Annotated in this window: 15 protein-coding genes; 10 read left to right on the forward strand and 5 right to left on the reverse strand. The window is 59.2% G+C overall.

From position 1 onward, the window contains the following. Positions 1-3 precede the first annotated feature (3 nt). Positions 4-153, reverse strand: a complete 150-nt coding sequence (pqqA, locus tag SO180_RS15290) for a pyrroloquinoline quinone precursor peptide PqqA (protein WP_449379662.1) — start codon at positions 151-153, stop codon at positions 4-6. 816 nt (positions 154-969) lie between these two features. On the opposite strand from pqqA, the gene SO180_RS15295 reads away from it, so the two are divergent. Beyond that, positions 970-6,882 carry an AAA family ATPase gene (locus tag SO180_RS15295; protein ID WP_449379663.1) on the forward strand — a complete coding sequence of 1,971 codons (5,913 nt, stop codon included), beginning with the start codon at positions 970-972 and terminating at the stop codon, positions 6,880-6,882. Between the two features lie 61 nt (positions 6,883-6,943). Here the strand turns inward: SO180_RS15295 and SO180_RS15300 are convergent, their stop codons facing one another. The 3 genes from SO180_RS15300 to SO180_RS15310 are packed head-to-tail and all read right to left on the reverse strand — an operon-like array spanning position 6,944 to position 10,994. Then, positions 6,944-9,364, reverse strand: a complete 2,421-nt coding sequence (locus SO180_RS15300) for a PAS domain S-box protein (RefSeq protein WP_449379664.1) — start codon at positions 9,362-9,364, stop codon at positions 6,944-6,946. Then, positions 9,361-9,816 (reverse strand): response regulator, encoded by a 456-nt coding sequence (locus SO180_RS15305; RefSeq protein WP_449379665.1) that lies wholly within the window; start codon positions 9,814-9,816, stop codon positions 9,361-9,363. Before SO180_RS15305 ends, SO180_RS15300 begins: the two co-directional genes overlap by 4 nt. Beyond that, complete coding sequence (locus SO180_RS15310; protein ID WP_449379666.1) at positions 9,813-10,994, reverse strand: sensor histidine kinase; 1,182 nt, start codon at positions 10,992-10,994, stop codon at positions 9,813-9,815. The genes SO180_RS15305 and SO180_RS15310 overlap by 4 nt, the downstream gene beginning before the upstream one ends. Before the next feature lie 1,066 nt (positions 10,995-12,060). On the opposite strand from SO180_RS15310, the gene SO180_RS15315 reads away from it, so the two are divergent. Then, a complete protein-coding gene (locus SO180_RS15315) occupies positions 12,061-17,979 on the forward strand; it encodes an AAA family ATPase (protein ID WP_449379667.1) in 5,919 nt (1,972 codons plus the stop codon). On the opposite strand, the gene SO180_RS15320 is transcribed toward SO180_RS15315, so the two are convergent. Continuing rightward, the gene (locus tag SO180_RS15320) at positions 17,951-18,337 is read right to left on the reverse strand and encodes a response regulator transcription factor (protein ID WP_449379668.1); all 387 of its coding nucleotides are present in this window, start codon (positions 18,335-18,337) and stop codon (positions 17,951-17,953) included. The two genes, SO180_RS15315 and SO180_RS15320, sit on opposite strands and share 29 nt — an antisense overlap. 584 nt (positions 18,338-18,921) lie before the next feature. On the opposite strand from SO180_RS15320, the gene SO180_RS15325 reads away from it, so the two are divergent. The 8 genes from SO180_RS15325 to SO180_RS15360 all read left to right on the forward strand — a co-directional run bounded on the left by SO180_RS15325 (position 18,922) and on the right by SO180_RS15360 (position 25,238). Continuing rightward, complete coding sequence (locus SO180_RS15325) at positions 18,922-19,137, forward strand: hypothetical protein (protein ID WP_449379669.1); 216 nt, start codon at positions 18,922-18,924, stop codon at positions 19,135-19,137. A 222-nt stretch (positions 19,138-19,359) separates the two neighbouring features. Next, a complete protein-coding gene (locus SO180_RS15330; protein ID WP_027526655.1) occupies positions 19,360-19,995 on the forward strand; it encodes a response regulator transcription factor in 636 nt (211 codons plus the stop codon). A gap of 268 nt (positions 19,996-20,263) precedes the next feature. Continuing rightward, positions 20,264-20,554, forward strand: a complete 291-nt coding sequence (locus SO180_RS15335; protein ID WP_449379670.1) for a putative quinol monooxygenase — start codon at positions 20,264-20,266, stop codon at positions 20,552-20,554. Positions 20,555-20,968: 414 nt separating this feature from the next. Beyond that, on the forward strand, positions 20,969-21,439 hold the full coding sequence (locus SO180_RS15340) for a winged helix-turn-helix domain-containing protein (protein ID WP_449379671.1): 471 nt from the start codon (positions 20,969-20,971) through the stop codon (positions 21,437-21,439). Between the two features lie 46 nt (positions 21,440-21,485). Continuing rightward, complete coding sequence (locus SO180_RS15345; RefSeq protein WP_449379672.1) at positions 21,486-23,288, forward strand: FUSC family protein; 1,803 nt, start codon at positions 21,486-21,488, stop codon at positions 23,286-23,288. Next, positions 23,288-23,491: a DUF1656 domain-containing protein gene (locus tag SO180_RS15350; protein WP_449379673.1), complete on the forward strand. Its 204-nt coding sequence runs from the start codon at positions 23,288-23,290 to the stop codon at positions 23,489-23,491. The genes SO180_RS15345 and SO180_RS15350 overlap by 1 nt, the downstream gene beginning before the upstream one ends. Positions 23,492-23,502: 11 nt before the next feature. Continuing rightward, complete coding sequence (locus tag SO180_RS15355; protein ID WP_449379674.1) at positions 23,503-24,696, forward strand: HlyD family secretion protein; 1,194 nt, start codon at positions 23,503-23,505, stop codon at positions 24,694-24,696. A gap of 239 nt (positions 24,697-24,935) precedes the next feature. Next, positions 24,936-25,238: a hypothetical protein gene (locus tag SO180_RS15360; protein ID WP_449379675.1), complete on the forward strand. Its 303-nt coding sequence runs from the start codon at positions 24,936-24,938 to the stop codon at positions 25,236-25,238. Positions 25,239-25,315: the final 77 nt, after the last annotated feature.

Consider the following 25,315-nt stretch of genomic DNA (forward strand, 5'->3'; position numbering starts at 1 on the left):
TGCCTAGTTCAGCTCGGCGCGGGCGTAAGAGTTGATCTCAAGGCCGACGGCGAACTCGACGATGCGCGGGCTGGTCCACTTCATGGGCGCTTCCTTCTGAGTCGATAGCGGAAGCAGCGTCGGCACTGATGGTTTGGCCGCTGCGATGGTCATTTGGATCTCCTTGTTTCACGCACGGGTGCGTCGGTTTCCATTTGATCTGCATGCGCCGGGGGCGCGAGTGAAGCGCCGCAAATCGCGCCAAATTGTTGCTAGGGAGAAGGGCGGATCGGCGTACGCTGGGTCAGGAAGATCAATGAACGGTCGGCATGTCTCGGCACCGATCGATTCCATCCACTGTCTTTAGACCGGACTGCGATCCGCCCGATGCGAACACACGACGCTGGGAGATCAGCTGAACATGCGAATGACTTCGAGTGCGCCAACGACCGAATATGCGTGAGCGGCCCCGTTGCGGTCGTTGCGGCATGTTGCAAGTGTTCGGACCGAATCCCACTCTCCCTCTCCTGAAGGGCCTGGAGCACTGAAGGTGGCTCAAAAGCCAGCTTGGCCGCCGGTGTTGTTGCGCCGTCATTCAACACGTCTCGATATGGATACATGCCTTGGAAAGCGTCTGGATCTCCAAAGGGTGGCTGAGCGAGAGCCGGGATCGCCGTCGCGGCCCATACAAGTGCGGCGGTGGCGACAGCTTTGAGTGAAGTCAAAATGTTGTCGCGCGCTTTCGTCATTGTTTCACAATGCCAACGTTGGTCTCCAGCTAGGCCGCTTGAGCTGCCACTACGAGTAAAGCCCCACAAATCGCGCCAAATTACTGATAACGAGAAGGTAGATCCGCCTTGCGTTGGGACCAGGAAAGATAAACAGGTGGCTGGCATTTCTCAGGCGATGCGGTACGATTTCTGCTGAAAGGCACAAGCAAAGCCCGGTCGGCTGAACTCGACTCGGAAGCCAGACCCCGGAGTCTGTCAGGTGGTGCCGCATTCGCTGAACAGTGCGTACCCGGACGGTAGCTCACAGATCTTGTGGGAGGACGGCGAACGCATCTTCAGCCGTGGCTGGCGACTGGACGACGCGGGGCAGCGCTCTGCTGTGTTGTTCATCGCTCCAGCCGCCGACCCTCCTTCCCGATCAAGCCTCGACCGCCTTGCGCACGAATTCGAACTTAGGGATCAGCTCGACAGGGCATGGGCAGTGCGGCCGATGGACCTCATTCGCGATGGCGGTCGAACCGTGCTGGTGCTCGAGGATGCGGGCGGCGAGCCGCTCGAGCGGTTGCTTGGCGTACCCCTGGAACTGGGGCGCTTCTTGGATTTGGCCATCCCCATCGCTGCAGCGCTGGGCAAGCTCCACCAGCGCGGGCTCGTTCACAAAGATATCAAGCCAGTCAACATCCTGCTCAACGACGGGACCGGCGATGTGAGGCTGACGGGATTCGGCATAGCATCGCGGTTCGCGCGCGAACGCCAATCGCCTCACCCTCCCGAGACGATCGCCGGCACACTCGCGTACATGGCGCCCGAACAGACCGGACGAATGAATCGATCAATCGATTATCGCAGCGACCTTTACGCACTTGGCATCACCTTCTATCAAATGCTCACCGGTGCTTTGCCGTTTGCCGCCATGGAGCCGATGGAATGGGTGCACTGCCATCTCGCCAGGCGACCGGTGCCGCCCGCCGAGCGGCTGAGGGAAATTCCCGGCACCATTTCGGCGATCGTGATGAAGCTGCTCGCGAAGAGAGCCGAAGACCGCTATCGAACGGCGGCCGGCCTCGAGAACGATCTTCGCCGCTGCCAGCGCGAATGGGTAGCGCAAGGCCGGATTGACGACTTTCCGCTCGGTGAACGTGACACGCCTGACCGGCTCGTAATTCCCGAGAAACTCTACGGGCGGAGGCGTGAGGTTGAGACTTTGCTCGCCGCCTTTGATCGCATCGTCAACGGCGGCACCCCGGAACTGATCCTGGTTTACGGCTATTCCGGCGTTGGCAAATCGTCGGTCGTCAACGAGCTGCAGCCGGTGTTGGTGCCATCGCGTGGCCTGTTCGCTTCCGGCAAGTTCGATCAGCTCAAACGCGATATTCCCTACGCAACGCTGGCACAAGCGCTTCAGAGCCTGATCCGGCCGTTGCTTGGCAAGAGCGACGCCGAGCTTGCGCCATGGCGCGACGCCTTGCAGAAGGCGCTGGGATCCAACGCCGGACTGATGGTGGATCTCGTTCCGGAACTGAAACTCCTTATCGGGGGACCATTGGCCGTCCCCGAGCTTCCGCCGAAGGACGCGCAGCGGCGTTTCCAAATGGTGCTTCGGCAATTGATCGGCATCTTTGCTCGGCCGGAACATCCCCTGGCGCTATTTCTCGATGACTTGCAATGGCTCGATGCGGCGACGCTTGACCTTTTGGAAGACCTGTTGATCCGGTCCGATCTCCGCAATCTCCTCATCATCGGTGCTTTCCGCGATAACGAAGTCACGGCTGCGCATCCGCTCATGCGCAAGCTGGAGACGATCCGTGCAACCGGAAGGGTACAGGATATCAAGCTGGCCCCGCTGACGACCGGCGATCTGGGAAGCCTTGTCGCGGACTCGCTCCGATGCGATGAGAAGCAGGCCGATCCGCTCGCAGAGCTGGTGCACGCGAAGACGGGCGGCAATCCGTTCTTTGTCATCCAGTTTCTTCACGTGCTCGCCGGCGAGCATCTCCTGGCCTTCGATCACGACGGGGGGCTATGGACCTGGGACATGGGAGGCATCCACGCCAAAAGATTCACGGATAACGTCGTGGAGCTTTTGGCTGGAAAGTTGACGCGGCTGCCCCTCGACACGCAGGACGCGTTGCGACAGCTCGCTTGCCTCGGCAATGTCGCACACGTCACTACCCTCTCGGTCGTTCTGGAAACGTCGGAGGAACAGGTGCACGCGGCTCTCTCGGAGGCCCTGCATCAACAGCTGATCGACCGCCTCGAACGCTTTTACAAGTTCATTCACGATCGGGTGCAGGAAGCCGCCTATGCGCTGATTCCCGAAGCGTCGCGCGCTGAATTGCATTTGAGGATCGGCCGCCTGCTCCTGGCACAGACACCTCCGGAAGAACGCGACGAAGCGATCTTCGAGATCGTCAACCAACTCAACCGCGGCGCGCCGTTGATCGCCTCAACCGATGAGCGCGAGCAGTTCGCCCGACTGAATCTGATCGCGGGCAAGCGCGCCAAGACGTCGACGGCCTATGGCGCGGCGCTCAAGTATCTGGCGGCTGGCGCGGCACAGCTGCCGGAGGATTCGTGGGAGCGCCGGCGCGAGCTCATGTTCGAACTGGAGCTGCACCGGGCCGAATGCGAATTCTTCACCGGCGAGCTGGCTGCAGCCGAGGATCGGCTGACCCTGCTATCAGCCCGCGCCGCCAATACCGTAGAACGGGCGGCCGTAGCATGCCTGCGAATTGACGTGTGTACGACCCGCGGCCGGATGAGCGAAGCGGTCGCTATCGGTCTGGAATGTCTCGAACATGTGGGCGTGGTGTGGACCGCACATCCTGCGGACGACGAGGTGCGCCGCGAATATCAGCTGATATGGTCGAAGCTCGGCGGCCGCGCGATCGAGGAACTGGTTGACCTGCCGCTGATGATCGATCCGGCATCCCTCGCCCTTCTTGATGTTCTGACCAAGCTCGGGCCGCCGGCGGTGTTCACGGATGCAAACCTGCTGGCGTTGGGCAGTTGCCGTGCGGTCAATCTCAGCCTCGAGCGCGGCAACAGCGATGGCTCGTCCAATGCGTATGTTCGGGTAGGCATGGTCGCGGGCCCGTTTTTTGGGGACTACAAGGCCGGATATCGGTTTGGACGGGTCGGCTACGAACTGGTCGAGCGGCACGATCTGAAGCATTTCCTGGCCAGAATATTCATGAATTTCGGCAACCAGGTGATGCCGTGGACGAGGCATGCGCGGAGTGGTCGTGATCTCTTGCATCGGGCGTTCGATGTTGCGAACAAGACGGGCGATCTCACTTATGCGGTGTACAGCCGCGCCCATCTGAACTCCAATCTGCTCATGGTGGGCGATCCGCTCGACGAGGTTCAGCGCGAGGTCGAGCTGGGACTGGCGTTGGCGGAGCAGATGCAGTTCGGACTCGTCATCGACGTGATCGCGACGCAGCTTGCGCTGGTCCGAATGTTGCGCGGGTCGACACGCCGGTTCGGCTCTTTCGACGACCAGAAATTCGATGAAGGCCTGATCGCAAGCCGTTTGTCCGGCAATCGGAACCTGGCATTTGCCGAGTGCTGGTATTGGATTCGCAAGCTGCAGGGGGACATCCTGGCCAGCGACTTTTCTGCGGCTGTCGACGCGTCCCTTAGGGCGAAGCCGCTGCTCTGGACGTCGCTGCCGGCCATCGAATTCGCGGAGTATCACTTTTACAGCGCGCTCGCGCGCGCCTCATCCTGCGACTCCGCTTCAGCCGATCAGCGCCGACAGCATTTGGAGGCTCTGGCAGCCCATCGCGAACAGATCGGAATCTGGGCGGAGAACTGCCCGGAAAATTTCGAGAACCGCGCCGCCCTTGTCGATGCCGAGATTGCCCGATTGGAAGGTCGCGATCTGGATGCCGAGCGTCTTTACGAGCGTGCGATCCACTCGGCCCAAACGAACAGCTTCGTCCACAATGAAGCGATCGCCTATGAGCTGGCTGCCCGCTTTTACGCGGTGCGCGGCTTTGAGGAAATCGCACATCTCTACCTGGAAAATGCTCGTCACTGCTACTTGCGATGGGGGGCAGATGGCAAAGTGCGACAACTCGACCAGCTCCATCCGCGGCTGAGGCAGGGGGCGCGCGCGCCAGCCCCAGCGGCTACGATCGAAGCGTCGGTCGAACAGCTCGATCTCGCAACAATGATTGAAGCCTCGCAAGCGCTTTCTGGCGAGATGGTGCTGGAAAAACTCATCGACAAACTCATGCGCGCGGCCCTCGAGCATGCCGGCGCCGAACGAGGTCTGCTGATTGTCCCGCGAGGAGATGAGCTGCAGATCGAGGCGGAAGCGATCGCCGGTGGAGACGATATAATCGTGCATCCGCAGGTCGGGTCGTCTTACGGCACAGCGGAGTTGCCGGAGTCGTTGGTTCGGTATGGAACGCGCACCCATGAGACTGTGATTCTCGATGACGCTTCATCTCAGCATGCATTTTCTGCCGAACCCTATATTCTTCAGAGTCGTGTCCGTTCTATTCTCAGCTTGCCGTTGATCAATCAGGGTAAGCTCACAGCGATTCTCTACCTCGAGAATAATCTGGCGCCTAACGTGTTCACTCCTGACCGCGTTGCCTTATTGAAGGTGCTGGCGTCGCAGGCGGCAATCTCGCTCGAAAACTCGCGGCTTTATCGCGATCTCGCAGATCGCGAAGGCAAGATCCGGCGCTTGGTGGACGCAAACATCATCGGGATCATCACTGCCGACTCCGAAGGCCGGGTTTTTGAAGCCAATGACGCGTTTCTTCGCATCGTGGGATATGACCGTGATGACTTGGCTTTAGGCGACGTGCGCTGGACCGAACTGACTCCGCCGGAATGGCGCGCCCGCACTGAGCGCGTCCACGAAGAGTTAAGGAGAACCGGCGTGGCGCAACCCCTCGAGACAGAATACTTTCGCAAGGATGGCAGCCGCGTGCCCGTGCTGATCGGCTATTCGTTGTTCGGCGAACGAGGCAACGGCATCGCGTTCGTGCTCGATCTGACTGAGCGCAAGCGGGCCGAGGAGGCAATGCGTGAAAGCGAGCGAAGTTTGCGCTCGGCAATTGACGGTCTACCAGGTCTCGTCGGAGTTCTGGCTCCGAATGGTGAGGTCGAGGCCGTCAATCGCCAAATCATTGAATATTGCGGCCAGCCGCTGGAGGAGTTGAGAAATTGGGGAGCAAACGGAACAGTCCATCCCGACGATCTTCCCTACGTCGCCGAAGTGTTCACAAAGTCGATCGCATCTGGAGTTCCGTACCATCTCGAACAACGCCTGCGACGCTTCGACGGGGAGTATCGATGGTTTGACAACCGCGGCGTCCCAATTCGCGATGACACCGGGCGTATCACGCGATGGTATGTTCTCCTGACCGACATCGAAGATCGCACGCAGGCATTGGCGCGATTGCAGCAGATGCAATCCGATTTCGCGCACATGAACCGTGTGAGCATGATGGGAGAGCTGGCAGCCTCGCTCTCTCACGAGATTGCGCAGCCGATCGCCAGCGCGCGCAATAACGCCCGGGCGGCCCAGAATTTTCTGAACATTCAGCCGCCGAACCTGGGCGAGGTCAAGGAAGCACTAGCCTGTATCGTTGCGGACGCAGACCGATCTGGAGACATCATCGAACGCATCAGAGAGCAGATCAAGAAAGCGCCGCCCCGAAAGGAGCGTTTTGATCTCAACACGGCAATCAGCGAAGTAATCGTATTGGCGCAAAGCGTGACCCTCAGGAATGGCGTTTCGGTTCAAACTCGGCTGGCGCAGGGATTGCCGTTGGTTCCGGGGGATCGGATTCAGCTGCAACAAGTCCTGCTGAATCTGATTCTCAACGCATCTGAAGCAATGAGCTTGGTTGAAGAGGGAGCACGAGAGTTGTCGATCAGCACCGAGCAAGACCAAGCGGGAGCTCTCGTGGCCGTCCGCGATTCTGGGCCGGGTATTGATCCTGCGCATCTCGATCGGATCTTCGACGCTTTCTATACCACGAAGTCCAGTGGAACCGGCATGGGACTTTCGATATGCCGCTCCATCATCCGAGCGCATGGGGGCAAGCTGTGGGCGGGAGCGAACGAGCCTCGCGGCGCCGTAATTCAGTTCACTCTGCCCGGGGCCGAAAAGGATTTGACGAGCGCGCGGAATGCCGAAGTCTGATGGATTGTTCAGCATTGGTTAGACATAGCGTATTCGGACGGTTGCTCTCAGGTCTGTACACTCAGGATTCGACAGCCGGATTAGCAGGTGCAATGAAGCCGAAGATAGCGCCATGTGGCAGGTTATGGCTTGCCCACAATCTTCCGTTGTGCGCTTCAATAATCGAGCGGCAGATCGACAGCCCAAGGCCCAAACCGCCCGATTTCGTGGTGTAGAAAGCATCGAACAAGCGCTCAAGATCCGCAGGAGCGAAGCCTGGCCCTGAATCCCGCACCTCGACGCAAACGCCATCGGGTTCGTTACGGGTGCTGATGAGCAACTGCCGATCCTCTTCGACCACATCGCGCATCGCTTCGACGGCGTTGATGATCAAGTTGATAATCACTTGTTGCAGTTGGACCCGATCTGCTCGAATGACCGGCAAGCCCTCCACGAGTTGCGTCCGCACCGAGACGCTGTTCTTCAAAAGTTCGCCGCGGGTCAGGGCTATCACCTCAAGCGTCGCCTCGTTGATATCCAAGTCCTCCTTTCGAGGAGGCGCCTTCTTCATAAGGGCGCGGATACGGTCAATCACGTCGCCCGCATGCTTGCCGGCGCTGACGATAAAACCGAGCGTCTGCCGGACCTCCTCCAGATCTGGCGGTTGAGCATCGAGCCAGTTCAAACCGGCATGTGCGCCGTTAACAACCGCGGCGATAGGTTGTTTGATTTCGTGGGCAATCGAGGCCATGAGCTGCCCCATCGTCGCGACCCGGCCCGCGTGGGCCAGCTCTGCCTGCACTTCGCGATAGCGGTGCTCGCTGTCTCGTGCTTTGGCTTCCGCCCGCTTCCGTTCGGTGATGTCGTTGAAAAGGATTCCGACGCGCCTGCGCCTGGGGTCTTCGACCCGGAAGGCGTAAACGTCATACCAGCGTCCGAGTTGCTTGGCTTCATTTTCAAACCGCATCGGTTCGCCCGTCAAGGCGATCCTGCCGTAAGTCTCGAACCAATGTTCTTCGTGCTCTGGCGCGATTTCGCGCATCCGTCTTCCGGCGGCATTCTTGATTCCCGTCTGCCGTTCAAACGATGGGCTGATTTGCAAGAAACGATAATCGATTGGCTTTTCGTTGTGGTCAAACAAGACTTCAATGGTACAAAAGCCCTCGTCAATCGACTCGAACAACGTGCGGTAATTCTGTTCCGATTCGCGTAATTCCGCCTCGGTGCGCTTGCGCTCGATGAACTGACCGATCTGGCTGCCGATGGTGGCAAGCACGTTGAGCAGCTCCTGATCGGGCTGTCTGAGCTCGCGGCTGAAAAACTCGATCACGCCCAAGACGTCCCCCCCGAGCAGGATAGGAAAGCCGAAGGCCGCGCGCAGTCCTTCGAGTTGGGCGACGCGCCTGCGCGGAAAGTTTTCAGCAGAAATGACGTCGGGAATGTATTCGGGCTTACGGCTGGACCACACTCGCCCTGGTAGTCCCGCCCCCGGAACGAAAGTGAACTCCGAGCCGATTCTTTCAAATTCCGGGACCTCTATCGACGTTTTATGCCAAAGCTCGACACAGCGCAGCGCCTTGGTCTCCCGGTCCACGCGCCAGAGTGCACCAACGTCCCATCCCAGGCACTCGCCTATGGCCCGCAGTATTCTCGGAGCGACCTCTTCGATCGTGGCTGCTTCCGCCAGGACCTGCGCAACAGTGTGCTGCACGCGGAGGCGCTCCTCTGCGCGCTTGCGTTCGGTGATGTCCGTCAGGATGCCGTACCATTTGAGAACCGTGCCCTGTTCATCACGTAGGGGCACTGCCCGTACCAAGAACCAGCGGTATTCTCCGTTGGCACTGCGATGCCGGGCCTCGTTTTCGAAAGCCTCACCACTTGTCATCGAGTGATGCCACTTGGCGACGTGTTGGATGAGGTCGTCAGGATGAATCGTGGATTGCCAACCCGGTCCCGACGTCTCTTCCACGGACAACCCGGAAAATTCCACCCACTGTCGGTTTGTCCAAATGCTGCTACCGTCGGGTTGCGTCGTAAACGCTATCGCAGGTATCGCCTCAACGGTATCCCGAAGCTCTTTTTCCCTTCGACGCAGTGCATCTTCGGCCCGTTGGCGCGAGGCTCGATCGCCTGCCTCGCTCAGCGCGCGCCGCACGGCGGGCACGAGCCGCGACATCCGGGTCTTCAGAACGTAGTCGGTGGCCCCGATCTTAAGAGCCTCGATAGCTGCCTCTTCGCCGAGAGTGCCAGAAACAAAGATGAATGGCAGATCGGGGCGGATACTCTGCGCCAGATTCAACGCGGAGAGCCCGTCGAACGAAGGTAGTTTGTAGTCCGAGAGGATCAGGTCAAATTCGGCGCTCTCAAGAGCTGCCAGAAACTCAGTGCGACTTTGCACGCAGGTGATGCGACAGATCAAATGATCGGCTTCAAGGAGCACTTCTATAAGGCCCGCGTCATTGCGGTCATCCTCCAGCAAGAGGATTCCGATTGGCGAGCTCATGACACCTTCTTCGCGCTTCCTGGGGGCGGTTGATTTATGATCGCCCAGAACATGCCCAGCTCTTTGACGGCGTTGACAAACTCGTGAAAGTCCACGGGCTTCACGACGTAAGCGTTCACCCCGAGCTGGTAGGTTGCCAGCATGTCCCTTTCTTCGTGTGATGATGTCAGTACGACTACGGGTATCATCTTCAGCTTCGGATCTGATCTGATTTTCTGTAAGACCTCCAATCCATCCACTTTCGGCAGCTTTAGGTCCAACAGAATAACCGCGGGGTTTTCATCGGCGCGCGACGCGAATTGCTCTCGACAATGCAGATAATCGAGTGCCTCTTTGCCGTCGCGAGTAATGACCACTTCGTTCGCGAGCTTGTGCTCATCAAGAGCTGTGAGAGTAAGCTCAACATCCCTCGGATCGTCCTCGACGATCAGAATTCGTCCCAGTTCGCTCATGGCGGATTCGCTGTCCTCTTCGCTGAATGTTCGGCTTTCGGCAGTGAAAAATAGAAAGTGGCGCCTTGATCGACCGCTCCCTCGGCTCGCACTGTCCCGCCGTGCCGGTGAATGACACGCTGCACGGTTGCCAGTCCTATTCCAGTGCCCTCAAATTCGTCAGCACGATGCAGCCGTTGAAATACCCCGAACAGCTTGTTGACGTACTGCATGTCGAACCCGACACCGTTATCCCTCACGAAGATTTCGATCCTGTCTCCATTGGCAACCACAGAGCCAATCTCGATTTTGGCAGGACGCCGTGTGCCTGAGAACTTGACCGCATTGGAGAGCAGGTTCATCAAAACAAGCTTTAGTAGCGAACGATCTCCATAACAGACCGGAAGTGCATCAATCGTCCAAGAGATATCCTGTCCCTTCGTTTGCAGCTCTATCTCGGAAACTGCCTCCTTGACCAACTTCTGGAGGTCCACTGCCGTCGTCCTGCTTTCAGTGCGGCCGATCCGGGAAAACGCCAGTAAATCATCGATCAGGTTGCCCATTCTTTTTCCTGATTCGCGAATCGTCTGTACGTATCTTTGACCCTTGTCGTCCAGCGAGTTCGGTGTGTGTTTTTGCAGAAGTTCGGAGTAGCCGACGATATGACGCAGTGGCGCCCGCAAGTCGTGCGACACTGAATAGGCAAACGCCTCGAGTTCCTTGTTAGCCGCTGCCAGCTCCGCCGCGCGCAGATTGAGCTCCTGATTGAGCTTGCTAATTGCGGCCTCGCGCCGCTGGCCTTGTTCGAGCTCGGCCTGAAGCCGGTCGCGTGCGTGGCGAAGGTTCTCCTCGATTCGAAGCCGAACAGCGCTGAAGGAGGCAACTATGATCGCCGAGAGAACAAAAACAAGAAAGTAGGGCAGGTCTTGCGCTGAAACGTAGAAGGTGTGGACCGGCTCTACAAACATGTAGTTGAAGGCTGCCGTGCCCAACAGGACGGCCACGACGGCAGGCCCGGTCCCTGCGTACCAGGTGACAATGCCGATGACGAGTACAAGAACCGGCAGCGCTACATCACGGAACTGATATTGTTGGATCGCGAGCGCAGCGGCAATCGCGATCCCCACACAAACGACCGCGAATCCATACCGCAGCGGCGGCGACCGGACTCGCTGAAATTCGTTATCCCAATACGCCACGTTCCTCTACTCCGACGCGTATGCACGTGCGGCTTTGGGCATTTGGCTGATTATAGCATGTTCTGGGCCGATTGTCTGGGCCTGCGGATTAGGCGAGGAGCGCGGGATATTGGGGCTACCGTCGCGGCGGCGGAGTTCGAATTGTTAAAAGAAGAAATCCTGAACACGCAGTGCGGCGCGATCGAGCCGGCAAAATGGACGCACCTCACTCGCGAGGTCTCTTTCCCTTCTCGCTATGGGCGTAATCTCCTCGATCTATGTGTCGTGCTTACCGTCAAACAGGAGCAGCGCGCGGCGGCCGCTTCGCAGGCGCGATCTAGCTGTGTCGCATCGCTTCTGAGTGAGGACGCTAGTTTCACCGTGCGGTCCAATAGCCGGAGCAGCGTGCGCCGGCCGATTGGCCAGTCCAGTTTCCCCGGCCGGATGCTCCCGACAGCCGTCCTGAGCCCGACGCATACCTATCCTGAACAGCCACCGACGCGCGAACCGCACCAGACTGCGCCACGTAGCCCCTGAACCTTATGAGATTGGGATGGGTTACAACTGCGTTGGTGATGTTGACCGAAAAGCTATAGGTCGGATCGCAGGTGCCTCTTTGAGTTACAAAGGTAAGATCCCATGATCCGTCGTAAGCCGTGCGCGCTTGCGCTGCCGAAGCAAACGCGACAAGGCTTGCCATGATGACGGCCACACGAGGCCAAAGCCTTTTCATAACAGCACCTCCGTGACAGATTGCGACCAACCGCGCTTTCGAAAACGGCTCGTGTTGCGTTGACAGCAAAACATACTTCGACTTGATGCGGTCGACATTCTCGCGCGATGTCACCGTGACACTCCTCGTTAAGGCGCATGTGCTTCCGTCGCGAGTAAAGCGCGGCAAATCTCGCCAAATTGCTGCTAGCCAGAAGGCGTGGCTCCGCGCATTTCAAGCACGGACGATCAATGGACGGCTGGCATTTCTCAGCCGATCGGATACGATTTGCCGGGGCCGGAGAAAGGCCGCGCGAATGACGAAAAGCTTGGCTTGGTGAATTCAATCGGGAGGCCGAACGCCGGAGGCTCATAAATGGTGCCGCATTCGGTGAATGTCGCGTACTCGGATGATGGCTCTCAGATCGTGTGGAAGGACGACGAACGCGTCTTTCGGCGTGGCTGGCGATTAGGCGATGATGGCGAGCAGCGCGCCGTGCTGATAGTTGCTCCTGTCGCCGACCACCCGTCTCGTTCAAGCCTCGAGCGCCTCACGCACGAATACGAACTGAAGGACGAACTCGATGGTACGTGGGCAGTACGGCCGCTGGAGCTTGTGCACGATGCCGACCGGACCATACTGCTGCTCGATGATGCGGGCGGCGAGCCGCTGGATGGCGTGCTCGGCGCGCCCATCGAGGCGGGACGCTTCTTGCGTCTCGCCATTCCCGTCGCGGCGGCCTTAGGCAAGCTTCACCAGCGCGGGCTCGTCCACAAGGACATCAAGCCGGGCAACATCCTGCTGAACGAGGCGTCCGGCGAAGTGCGGCTGACCGGTTTCGGCATCGCTTCGCGCCTCGTGCGCGAACGTCAGTCACCTCGCCCTCCAGAGACCATCGCCGGCACGCTCGCCTATATGGCTCCGGAACAGACCGGACGGATGAATCGTTCAATCGATTCCCGGAGCGACCTCTACGCGCTTGGCGTAACCTTCTACCAGATGCTCACCGGTGCATTGCCGTTTACCGCCACGGATCCGATGGAATGGGTGCACTGCCATCTCGCCAGGCGCCCGGCGCCCCCGATCGAGCGGAAGGAAATCCCCGGCGTCATTTCGGCGATCGTCATGAAATTGCTCGCGAAGCGAGCCGAAGACCGCTATCAAACGGCAGCCGGCCTCGAAAGCGACCTTCGCAGCTGCCAAACAGAATGGGACGAACGGCGTCAGATTGACGACTTTCCACTCGGCGAACACGACACGTCCGACCGGCTCGTGATCCCTGAGAAACTCTACGGGCGGCGACATGAGGTCGACACCTTGCTCGCCTCGTTCGATCGTGTCGTCAACGGTGGCGCCCCGGAACTGGTCCTGGTCTCCGGCTATTCCGGCATCGGTAAATCGTCGGTCGTCAACGAGCTGCAGCCGGTGCTGGTGCCGCCGCGTGGCCAGTTCGCTTCCGGCAAGTTCGATCAGCTCAAGCGTGACGTTCCCTACGCGACGTTGGCACAGGCGCTTCAGAGCCTGATCCGGCCGCTGCTCGGCAAGAGTGACGCCGACCTTGCGCCATGGCGTTACGCCTTGCAGGAAGCACTGGGGTCCAATGCGGGACTGATGGTGGAGCTCGTTCCTGAGCTGAGGGTTCTCGTCGGCGAGCCGCCGCCGGTCCCCGAGCTTCCGCCTCAGGACGCGCAGCGGCGCTTTCAGATGGTGCTTCGGCAATTGATCGGTATCTTTGCTCGGCCGGAACATCCCCTGGCACTGTTCCTCGATGACTTGCAGTGGCTCGACGCAGCGACGCTCGACCTTTTGGAAGACCTGTTGAACCGGTCCGAACTCCGTAATCTTTTCCTCGTCGGTGCTTTTCGCGATAACGAAGTCACGGCGGCGCATCCGCTCATGCGCAAGCTGGAGGCGATCCGGGCAACCGGAAGAGTGCAGGAGATCAAACTTGCTCCGCTCACAACCGAACATCTGGACGAACTCGTCGCGGACACGCTCCGCTGCGACGCTGAGCAGGCCGGTTCGCTTGCAAATCTCGTGCACGCGAAGACCGACGGCAATCCGTTCTTCGTCGTCCAGTTTCTTCACGTGCTCGCCGACGAGGGGCTGCTGGCCCTTGATCAAGCGCGGGGGCAATGGTCTTGGGATGTCGGCGGCATCCATGCCAAGGGGTACACGGATAATGTGGTGGAGCTTCTGGCCGGGAAGCTGACGCGGCTACCGCTCGACACGCAAGACGCGTTGCGACGGCTGGCGTGCCTCGGCAACGTTGCCGATTTCAATATCCTTTCGGTCGTTCTCGGAACGGCCGAAGAGCAGGTGCACGCGGCTCTCTCGGAAGCCATGCGTCAACAACTGATCGATCGCGCCGTGCGCTCATACAAGTTCATTCACGATCGGGTGCAGGAAGCGGCCTATGCGCTGATTCCGGAAAAGTCGCGCGCGGAGTCGCATTTGACTATCGGCCGGTTACTGCTGGCGCAGGCTTCACCGGAAAAGCGCGACGAGGCGATCTTCGAGATCGTCAACCAGCTCAATCGCGGGGCAACTCTAATCATATCCCACGAGGAACGCGAACGGCTTGCGGAGCTGAACCTGGCCGCTGGCAAGCGCGCCAAGGCGTCGTCGGCCTATGCCTCCGCGCTGACCTATCTGACCACCGGTGCGGCGCTGTTGCCGGGGGACACATGGGAGCGCCGGCCCGACCTCGCCTTTGACCTGGAGCTGCATTCGGCCGACTGTGAAGTCTATGCTGGTGCAGCGCAGCTTGCCGACCAACGTCTGGCGGCGCTGGCACAGCGCGCGCTCAGCGCAGTCCAAAAATGCCTCGTGGCCTACCGGCGGGTGGATCTATGCGCAATGCTAGGGGCGGGCGAAAGGGCGGTGACAATTGCCCTGGAGTGTTTGCGGCATGTAGGCATCGATTGGTCAGCGCATCCCACCGAGGCGGACGCACGTCACGAGTACGAGCGCATTTGGTCATTGCTCGGAGATCGCTCGATCGAGGATATCGTTGACCTGCCGCTGATCCAAGACCAGAAGGCAAGGGCGACGCTCGACCTGCTCAGCAGCCTGGCTCTGCCGGCCATGTACACCGACAAGAACTTGCACGCACTTAGCGTCTGCGCTGCCACAAATCTCAGCCTCGAGCACGGCATCAGCGAGGCGGCGCCGTTTAACTACGTGGCAGTGGCGATGCTCGCCGGCCCCCGCTTCGGCCAGTACATTGAAGGTTATCGGTTTGGAAAGTCGGCCTGCGATCTGCTGGAACGTCGCGGATTGACAGACTTCGGGGCGAAGACCTATGTCGCCTTCGCGATTGTGGTCCCGTGGACACGACCGCTAAGGGAGGGCATCGAACCGTCACGTCGCGCCTTCCAGTTGGCGAAGGATCACGGCGATCCGACATATGCCTCACTTGCCTCCCGGGGTCTCAGTAGCATCCTTCTTGCATCGGGCCATCCACTCGATCAATTCGAGCGCGAAGCTCAGGACGCGTTGGCATTCGTGCAGAAGTATGGGTTCTTCCTCGACAGGCTTTCCGCGCCGATCGCGCTTGCCCGGACCCTGCGCGGGAAAATTGCGAAGTTCGGTTCCCTCGACGATGGTGAATTCACGGAGCGCTCCTTCGAAGACCGCATCACGGGTCAACCCGCTCGTGCCTTTTTGGAATGTTACTACTGGATCCGAAAGCTCCAGGCGCGCTTCTTTGCCGGCGACTATGTTTCGGCGCTCGAGGCAGCGGAGAAGGCGGGGACATGGTACGCAACTTCCCGGGCGCTGTCGCTCTTTCCGGCCGAAAAAGCCGAATGGCATTTCTATGCCGGCCTGTGCCGAGCCGCTCGGTGTGAGCCCTTCGGCCCCGAGCCGTACGCCGAGCATCGAGACGCGCTTGGCGGCCACGAGCGGGAGCTGCAGGCCTGGGCGGCGAATTGTCCTGAAAATTTCGAGGATCGTGCAGCGCTGGTCGCTGCCGAGATCGCCCGGATTGAGGGACGCCCGGTCGAGGCCATGGACCTTTACGAGCGCGCCATTGCCTCGGCCCGCGCAAACGCCTTTGTCCAAAACGAGGCGCTGGCCTACGAGCTGGCTGCCCGCTTTTACGCGGCGCGCGGCCTCGAGGAGGTTGCACATCTCTACCTCAAAAATGCGCGGCATTGCTACTTGCGATGGGGAGCAGATGGAAAGGTGCGGCAACTCGACCAGCTCCATCCGCGGCTGAGACAGGACGAGCGTGCGCCGGGTCCAGCGGGCACGATCGAAGCACCGGTCGAACATCTCGATCTCGCGACGATGATTGAAGCCTCGCAGGCACTTTCTGGCGAGATGGTTCTCGAAGAGCTCATCGACAAGCTCTTGCGCGCTGCACTCAAGCACGCTGGCGCGGAACGATGTCTTCTGATTGTTCCACGAGATGAAGAGCTGCAGATAGAGGCGGAGGCGATCTCTAGTGGCGAGAACGTAACCGTGCATCTGCGGCAACGGGCCGATATCGCACCGGCGCTGCCGGAGTCGCTGGCCCGTTATGGAGCGCGTACTCATGAGACGGTAATCATCGACGATGCGTCATCTCGACACCCATTTTCTACCGATGCCTACTTTGTTCGGAGTCGTGTTCGCTCTATTCTTTGTTTGCCGTTGATTAGTCAGAGAAAATTCATCGGCATTCTCTACCTTGAGAACAGCCTTGCGCCGAACATCTTCACACCCGATCGCGCGGCGCTGCTGGAGGTGCTTGCGTCGCAAGCAGCCATCTCGCTTGAGAATTCACGGCTGTATCGCGATCTCGAGGATCGGGAGACGAAGATACGGCGTTTGGTTGACGCCAATATCATCGGGATCTTCGTTGCCAACCGCCAGGGGCAGGTTATTGAAGCCAATGACGCGTTCCTCCGTATGCTGGGATATGACCGTGATGACCTCGCGTGGGGCCGGGTGCGCTGGAACGAGCTGAGTGCTCCGGGATGGCACGAGCGTGACGCAATCACGCTGGAACAGCTAAACTCAATCGGGATAGTTCAGCCTTTTGAGAAGGAATATCTTCGGAAGGACGGTAGCCGCGTTCCCGTGCTTATTGGTGCCGCGCTCGTCAAGGAAGGCGGCGACGAGGGCGTCGCGTTCGTGCTCGATTTGACCGAGCGTAAACGGGCTGAGGAGGCGCTGCGCGAAAGCGAGCGGAGTTTACGCTCGGCGATTGACGGGATACCCGGTCTCGTTGCGAGCTTGGCCCCGAATGGCGACGTCGAAGCCGTCAATCGCCAAATCCTTGAGTATTGTGGTGCGTCACTGGAGGAAATGAAGAACTGGGGCACAAACGGAACGATTCATCATGAAGACCTTCCCCATCTCGCTGAAATCGTCACAAGGTCGATAGTCGCCGGCGTTCCATACCAGACCGAAGCACGCATACGACGCTTTGACGGTGAATATCGATGGTTTGACATCCGCGGCATTCCGGTTCGCGACACCTTCGGTGCCATTTCTCGCTGGTATGCACTATTGACGGATATAGAGGAACGAACGCAGGCGTTGGCGCGATTGCAGCAGATGCAGTCGGATTTCGCCCATGTGAACCGCGTGAGCATGATGGGAGAATTGGCAGCCTCGCTCTCTCACGAGATTGCGCAGCCAATCGCCAGCGCGCGCAACAACGCCCGGGCGGCCCTGAATTTTCTGAAGATGCAGCCGCCGGACCTAGGGGAGATCGGCGAGGCACTCTCCTGTGTCGTCGGGGACACAGATCGAGCCGGAGAAATCATCGATCGCATCCGAGAGCAAATCAAAAAAGCGCCGCCGCGAAAAGAGCGGTTTGATCTCAACGCGGCGATCAACGAAGTGATCGCGTTGGCGCAAAGCGCGATCGTCAGGAATGGCGTTTCGGTCCAGACCCGGCTTGCGGAGGGGTTGCTTCCGGTTCTGGGGGACCGCATTCAGCTGCAACAAGTCTTGCTGAATTTGATTCTCAACGCGGCTGAAGCAATGAGCTCGGTAGAAGAGGGAGCAAGAGGGATGTTGATCAGCACCGATCAGGACCAGGTAGGCGCCCTCGTGGCCGTGCGCGATTCAGGGCCGGGCATCGATCCTGCGCATCTCGATAGGATCTTCAATGCCTTCTATACCACGAAGTCGAGTGGGACAGGCATGGGGCTGTCGATATGCCGCTCTATCATCCAAGCTCACGGGGGCAAGCTGTGGGCGGGAGCGAACGAGCCCGGCGGCGCCGTATTCCAGTTCACCTTGCCAGATACCGAAAGAGAGCTCCCGACTATCCTTCAGGCGAGCCACCGGAGTTGAAAGCCGCGCTAACACATCGCATCAGTTGGTCCTCGTCCACTGGCTTGCGCAGGTAACACAAGACGCCGTCGCCTAGCGCGCGAGCCCGGTCGACGTCATTGGGAAATGCCGTCACAAGGATCGTCGGAATTGCGTGGCCCGCATCGATAAGGCGCCGACAGAGTTCGAGCCCGGTCATGGCGGGCATATGAATGTCGGTGATCAGGCATGCTGTTTCGGAGAGGCGCGGGGAGGCGAGAAATTCGGTTGCAGACGAGAAAACGTCGACCGTATGGCCCAGGGATCTCATGAGCCTGCACATTGACTCACGAAAGAACCGATCATCGTCGACGACCGAAACTAGTACCTTTTTCATCATGCGCTTATGCCATTCGCAGGCCCCTTCGTGCGGGCAGCTAACGGTGCCGTAGATCCGCGTGGGATGGCTTGACTTGCGTCAAGAATGCCATCGATGCAATGCCGATGCGCCTAAACTTTGGCTTATGCCGACGGCGATTGCGAGTCCTGGCAATCATCGGTCGGGATGGAGAATTCCCCGCTGGACGACGTGATCGCCGGGATCATACCCGGCGACCTCAGGACCACGTCCGGGCATTGTAAGCCTTCGTATCGCCGTCCCGCCCCTTTGGATGCCCGACTTCGACCTGCGCTCAATTGAGGTGCTGGTAACGATCCTAATAGTCTGCATGCGTCCGAAATGCGCAGGGGCGAAAAGGAGAAAACAATGGCTTATCGCTTGGAAACTCACAGGTCTGACAGGGCCACTCGATGCGCAATGTGCGACGGCAAGTTCGGTCTCGTCCGGCATTATTCGTGGCGAACCCCGCTTTGTTCCAGGGAGTGCGTCGATCGCTTCGCAACTCGCCGCCAAAGTGACCGTAATTGGTTGGGCTGGCTCCAAATGCCCTTCGACCAGTCGACCGAGCACCGCGCGAGGGCGTCATGACGCTTCAGATCTCACCACGAGGCAAACAATATCTGAAGACCGCGCAGACTTTGCTCCGTACCGCCAAAACCATGACTGACATGGCGATTGCAGGTCAGCTAAGGGCTCTTGCCGACGATTATGAACGGCGAGCTGAGAAGGCTTCCCGCGATGATGCGGACAAGGCACTCGCTCGATCGGCTGTCAGCGCTGAAGGTGAGTGGCTTGCATGAGGTGATGGGCGTCGCTCAGCCGCGATCGGGCGAGCCACAGATCCTAAAGTCGATCAGCGCGTTCGGGAGCGAGCTGGGTCAGGTCGTAAACTTTGGTGTACCCCGCACGCATGCTTTGGGAACAATGGGACTGTTCAGGTTCCGCGATTAGGACTAGAAATGCGCGGTCTGGCCGAAAACCAGGACACAGGCTCATTTTCGCGGTCCCTTCGAGCAGCAGCGATGCCTGATTCCACCTCCACCGTGTTGGTCGTCGACGACGACCCGGACCTCCGCGCGTCTGTCGGGCGGCTACTGCGATCGCTCGGCATCGATGTTCAGCTATTTGCGTCCATTTCCGAGTTCCTCAAGTCCGATCTCCCGGATTGCCCCACCTGCCTTGTGCTCGACATCAGAATGCCCGGTCAAAGCGGTCTCGATCTTCAGCGCGAGCTCGTCACGGCAAATAGGGAAATTCCGATCATCTTCGTCACAGGACACGGCGACATACCGATGTCCGTGCAGGCGATGAAAAGGGGCGCTATCGAGTTCCTGACTAAGCCGTTCCGCGACCAAGATCTCCTCGACGCGATTGAGCTCGGTCTCTCTCGTGATCGTGCACGGCGGGAAAATGAGAAGGACTTGGTCGCTCTCAGGGAGCGCTTCGGATCGCTGAGCCCCAGGGAGCGCGAGATCATGATTCAGGTCGCCCGCGGCCGTCTGAGCAAACAGATTGCCCATGATATCGGCATCGCCGAAGCCACCGTGAAGGTGCATCGCAGCAGGGCGATGCAGAAGATGCAGGCCGGTTCGCTTCCCGAGCTCGGCCGTATGGCCGATAAGCTCAAGCTCGTACCTGATAGGCCGCAACGCTCCTGAGCTGTGGAACGATCTGTACATTGGGGGACTAACAATCTGCCGTTCAATCGTCGAATCCATGGCGGATGCCTGTTGGTCAACCCGAGCCAGCCACGCCGGGCTCTGTTTCAGTTTGCGATCCCTGCCCGACCGTCATGATCAACCGATTGTCTAGCAACAATTTGCTGCGATTTGCTGCGCTTCACTCCCGGCGCCTCGGCGCATGCCGGTAAAGTAGCCCAATACGCCGTGCAATAGAACGACGCGCTCAAACTCGATGGTGATGCGAATGTTTGGAACTGTCGCAACGACCAAGATCAAGGAAGACAAAAGCGCAGAATTCGAGGAGCTCGCGACTGAGCTCGTCAAGAAGGTCAATGAAAACGAGCAGGGTTGTCTGCTATATCGGCTCTACCACGGTGAAATGCCGAATACCTATGTGTTCATGGAGCGCTACGCCGATCAGGCAGCAGTCGATGCCCATCTGAGCACAGAATATTTCAGGACACTCACGGGGGCGATGGCTGAATTCATGGACGGAAAGCCGACCATCCACCGGTTGAAGCAGGTCGAGACGTAAGACGAACTACGAGGCGATGTCCGCTGGTGACTCTTCGCAACATATCGCGCGGCGCGCCAATTTGGTCGCGAACGGAGAAGCAGACGCGGCCTCGTCGTGTCGTTTATCGACGCGCGGCCTAGGATAGACCAGGTTGCTTGCCACGAGACGGCGCGCCTGCGCGTTTCCGAAATTGGGCTAACGAAGTAGTTCGCTGCTCAAGTAATGGCTCTCGCGTATTTTGTTGATCCGGCCCGAGCATCACAATGCGCGGCCCCAACTCCTCCACTCGGCTTGTAAATCTAGGTTTAGGCAACGCAACCAAATCTGTCAGTGCTCACCACCCGCGTGGAATAGCTCGCGGCGCTCCAAATCGTCAGATTACGGTCAGTGGCATCTTTGCGGGATTAGCCTGCCAAAGCACGCGAGGTCATAATGCGCGCATCAGCTTCGACTGCAGCTTTCGGACGCCTGGAGCAATTTCATCCCGAACCGGAATTTGACGCCGGACGCACCGCTCAGCCTTTTGAGGTGGTTGCACCACTCTCCCAGAAACGAAGTGGATCGGTCGGCGCCGCCCTAGCCGACGTTTCCTTCGGACCATTCCGCCTGCTTCCGACGCAGTTTCTTCTGCTCGAAGAAGACAAACCCGTGTGCCTCGGAAGTCGTGCTCTGGAGATCCTGATTGCTCTGCTTGAACGCCGCGGTGAGCTGGTCAGCAAGCAGGACTTGATGGCCCGGGTCTGGCCCAACGTCTTTGTCGAGCCTGCGAACCTCACGGTCCATATGTCCGCGCTGCGTCGCGCGCTGCGTGACGGTCGGGACGGGCATCGGTTCATCGTCAACATCCCCGGCCGCGGCTACTGTTTCGTCGCCTCTGTCGATGTGTCGGGACACGAGAACTGAGCGCGAGTGGTGAAGCATCTGCAGAGGCACGACCGTGATCGCGACAATGTCAGAGCAGCCGCACACAGTAGCGAAAATTCCGGTCAGCTCCTGGAGCTTCGCCATTCGCGTTTGGCTGGCTACGATCATCGCCTTGTTCGTGAGCTTTTGGCTGCAGCTCGAATCGCCGACGACTGCCGCGCTTACGATTGCTGTTCTCGCCGAACCAACCCGCGGCCAGGCGTTGGACAAGGCAGGTTTTCGATTGCTCGCCACTGTGGTGGGCGTAACGGTGTCAATCGCAATCACAGGCCTCTTCTCGCAGGCGCGAGATCTGATACTCCTGGCGTTCGCGGCGTGGCTTGGCATTTGCGTCTTTGTGGCAAAGCTCTTGGACGGCTATCGGGCTTATGCAGCGGTGCTGTCCGGATATACTGTCGCATTTATTGCGACACAGCAGATCGACAATCCGCAGCACGTGTTTGAATCCGGTATGGCGCGTGGCGCCGCAATCGTGGTCGGCATTTTTTCGATCGCCGTGATGAACACGTTCATGTTTGCTCCAGACCGTCAACCGCGCATGGTCGCGCAGTTGGCGGCGATCCATCGCCGCATCCGCGTCTATGCAAGCGCTGCCTTCCGCGGCGAACCAGACAACTCGATGACATTCCTGACGCTACTGCGAGAAATTGTGGCGCTGCGGCCGGAGATCGCAAGCCTGGCGCCGGAGTCGAGCAGCGGCTCGGTCAGGAGCGCTGCCGCCCGCAGCGCCGCGGTCTCGCTAATCGCCGAATTACAGGCTGCGCGGACCTTGAGCAGCGGTTCTGCTCGCGAGAACGCTCGAACGGAAGTTTCGGCACGGAACGAGTTTGTTCGACGGGACGAAGATGTTCGACAAGAACTGATCGCTCTGAGATCAGTCAAGTGGCCGCTGCGATTGTGGCGTGCACCCTTGTATCGCTCCTATCGAATTGCCGCCGAAAGCGGTCTCCGTGCCTCTCTATGGTTTGCAATCGCCTCGGCCTTCTACGTTTGGGTCGGGTGGCCTGCGGCGAGCGTTTCTCTGTCCTTCGTGGCGCTGATGGTCGGATTGGGGGCCACAACTCCGAACCCGCGCGGCTTCACCGCGGTTGCGCTTGTTGCTGCGCCGATCGCAATTGTTCTGACCGGTATACTCGAGTTCATCATCCTCGATGGCGCCGACGCCTTCCCCCTGCTGGCTATCGGTCTTGCTCCCCTCGTGGTCGGCGCAGCACTCCTCATCACCTCTAAAAATCTTCTGTGGTCATCACTTGGTCGCGCCATTCTACCTTTCACCATGCTCATCCTGGCGCCGAGTAATCCACAGACCTACAATCCGCAGGCGTTCCTCTTCACCTCTGTGTTCATTGTCGCGGCAGCCGTGTTCCTGTTCGCAACGCAAACACTGATTCCTCCCGTACCCGATGACAAACGCAGGAAGCAGCTTCTGGCGGAGGTCCGCCGCGAGCTGCAGGAGCCGTTCTTGCGGAATGGAGAGGCGTTGGAAGAAGCAACGTTCCGGGACGCTTCGCGGATAGGGCAATTTCTCGCCGCTGGGGGAGAACAGGACAGTCGCGCCCTCGCAGAAATGCTCTCTTGTTTCGATCAATCAGCAATATTCCGGCTTTGCGATGCGAAGCTGATGCAATTCGCCGATGGGCCACTTGCAGACGAAGTACGCGGGGCGATCGCCAAGCGAGATGCGGCCACCCTGCGCGCTATCGCGCACAGGCTTCGTGAACGGGCTACGCACAACGACTCGATCCAGGCAGAAATTGCGGCGTGCCTTTCCCTGACAAGCAACATCTTCGATCGGAGCCAAAATCGCGATTTGTCGGAGGCAACCTGATGGCGCACACCTTTGCAGAGCTGGTGGTCGGAGGCGTCTTGTTAGCGCCGTTTGTAACCTACCTGGTGGTAGCTCTTGTCGTCATCCTCGCACTCCGACCGCTTCTGCATGTCGTCGGCTTTGCGAAGGTGTTCAGTCACGCCGCAATCGCTGAGCTGAGCCTATATGTGACGGTTCTCGGCCTATTGATTCTGTTATTCTAGAGGAGGGCGCCATGGATTCTGTCGTTTATGATGAGGCTGTTCGGGAAGTCCCGATGCAGGAAAGCCTGGCGCGCTCGTCGTCGGTTGAGGCCGAGGAACCGGTTCATCAAACGAACCAGTTCGACGGGATCGCCCTAAGGGTATCGGAAGGGTACCCGGATGACGAACAGATCGTCCTGCCTCCACGTAAATCAAAGCCACCGCGGCGAAGTCATGGCTCGCGAACCGTGCGGCATCTGTTGCGCAAGCTGGCGACGGTCGGGATCGCCGCCGTTGCAGCGATCGCCGCTCTCGTGACTTGGGACCAGTACAATGCCGGACCATGGACGCGCGACGGGCGCGTGCGGGTGCAGGTCGCGAGCGTCGCGCCGGAGATTTCCGGAAGAATCAAGGAGCTGGGAATCGTGGACAATCAGTTCGTTCACAAAGGCGACCTTTTATACGTCATCGACCCCTTCGATTTCGACGTTGCGCTCCGCACCAACAAGGCGGTCTTGCAGCAAAGGATGGCGGACCGCAACGTGAAGGATTTGCAGTCCGAACGTCGGCGACGTTTGTCGGATCTGGCGAGCAGCACCGAAGAGAAGCAGGTCTACGAGGGAAATGCGCTACAGGCGAAGGCGGCCGTCGAGTCGGCTCAGGAGCAAGTCCGGCAGGCGGAGATCAATCTGCAGCGTACCGAAGTGCGCAGCCCGGTGAATGGGATTGTCACGAACCTCCTGCTTCGAGAGGGAGACTACGCGCATCAAGGCGCCGCCAATATTTCGATCATCGATAGGGACAGCTATTGGGTCGACGGCTATTTCGAGGAAACAAAGCTGGCCCGGCTGTGCGTGGGTGACCGTGCTGAGGCCAAGCTGATGGGCTACTCTGAGCCCGTCATAGGTCACGTCGCAACGGTGACGCGTGGCGTCAGCGTTTCCAATGCAGCGGCTGCGACACAGGGGCTGCCCAACGTCGATCCGGTCTACACCTGGGTACGGCTGGCCCAGCGAGTGCCGGTCCGGATCGCGATCGATTACGTGCCTGCCGGTGTGCCTTTGGTGTCGGGTTTGACCGCAACGGTCACGATCCGGGACGGCCAGGACGGCGGGAGCGGGACGCGTTTGCAAAGAATCCGCGCGGAACTCGAGACCAGCTTCTTCGGATTGATCGGCGAAGCTTCGGTGCGGCCGGGCTGCATTCCGAGCCCTTCATCTCCGTAGTCCAGAAAGCGGCTATTGCAGCGCACGTGACCGTGTCAGCTCTCCGCCGAGTGTGGTGCTGCCTCTCTCGCTAAGAGAGGTGGCACCTCTGCCGATTCTGAAATCGTCACTCTCGTTTTCTTTAAGCCAAGGTTTATGTGGGACAACCACAGCCGTACTTGAAACGACCCGCGTGCAATAGAACGTAGACCTGAAGAATGTGAGTCTCCTCGCAACAACTCGCTTTATGGAGTGCGCCGATGAGGAGAATCGCTGTTCTCATAGTTTCAGCCGCGATTAACGCATCTACGATTCCTGCGGTCGCGGCGGGCTGCGCTTCAAACAACGACGACTCTTGCGCTCGCTTGGCGACGGTACAAAGCCAACTCGACAACGCCACCGACAAAGAGAAGCGCTGTCGCGCTTACGCCGCCTCATTTTATGAGTCGGTGATGTTGAGACATGCCGCTGCCAATCGCGTCGACGGCGCGCAAGTGTTGGCTGCAATCGATTCAGTGATCAACGCGTTCAACGACCTGTTGGCGACGAAGTGCGGCGGTTGAGCCTCACTATTCCTCGGAAAGTCGTGATCGGCGAGGTGCTCAAATGATCCTGTTTCCTTTCTTGGCTACCTGGATGT

The organism is Bradyrhizobium sp. UFLA05-112, from assembly GCF_053572325.1.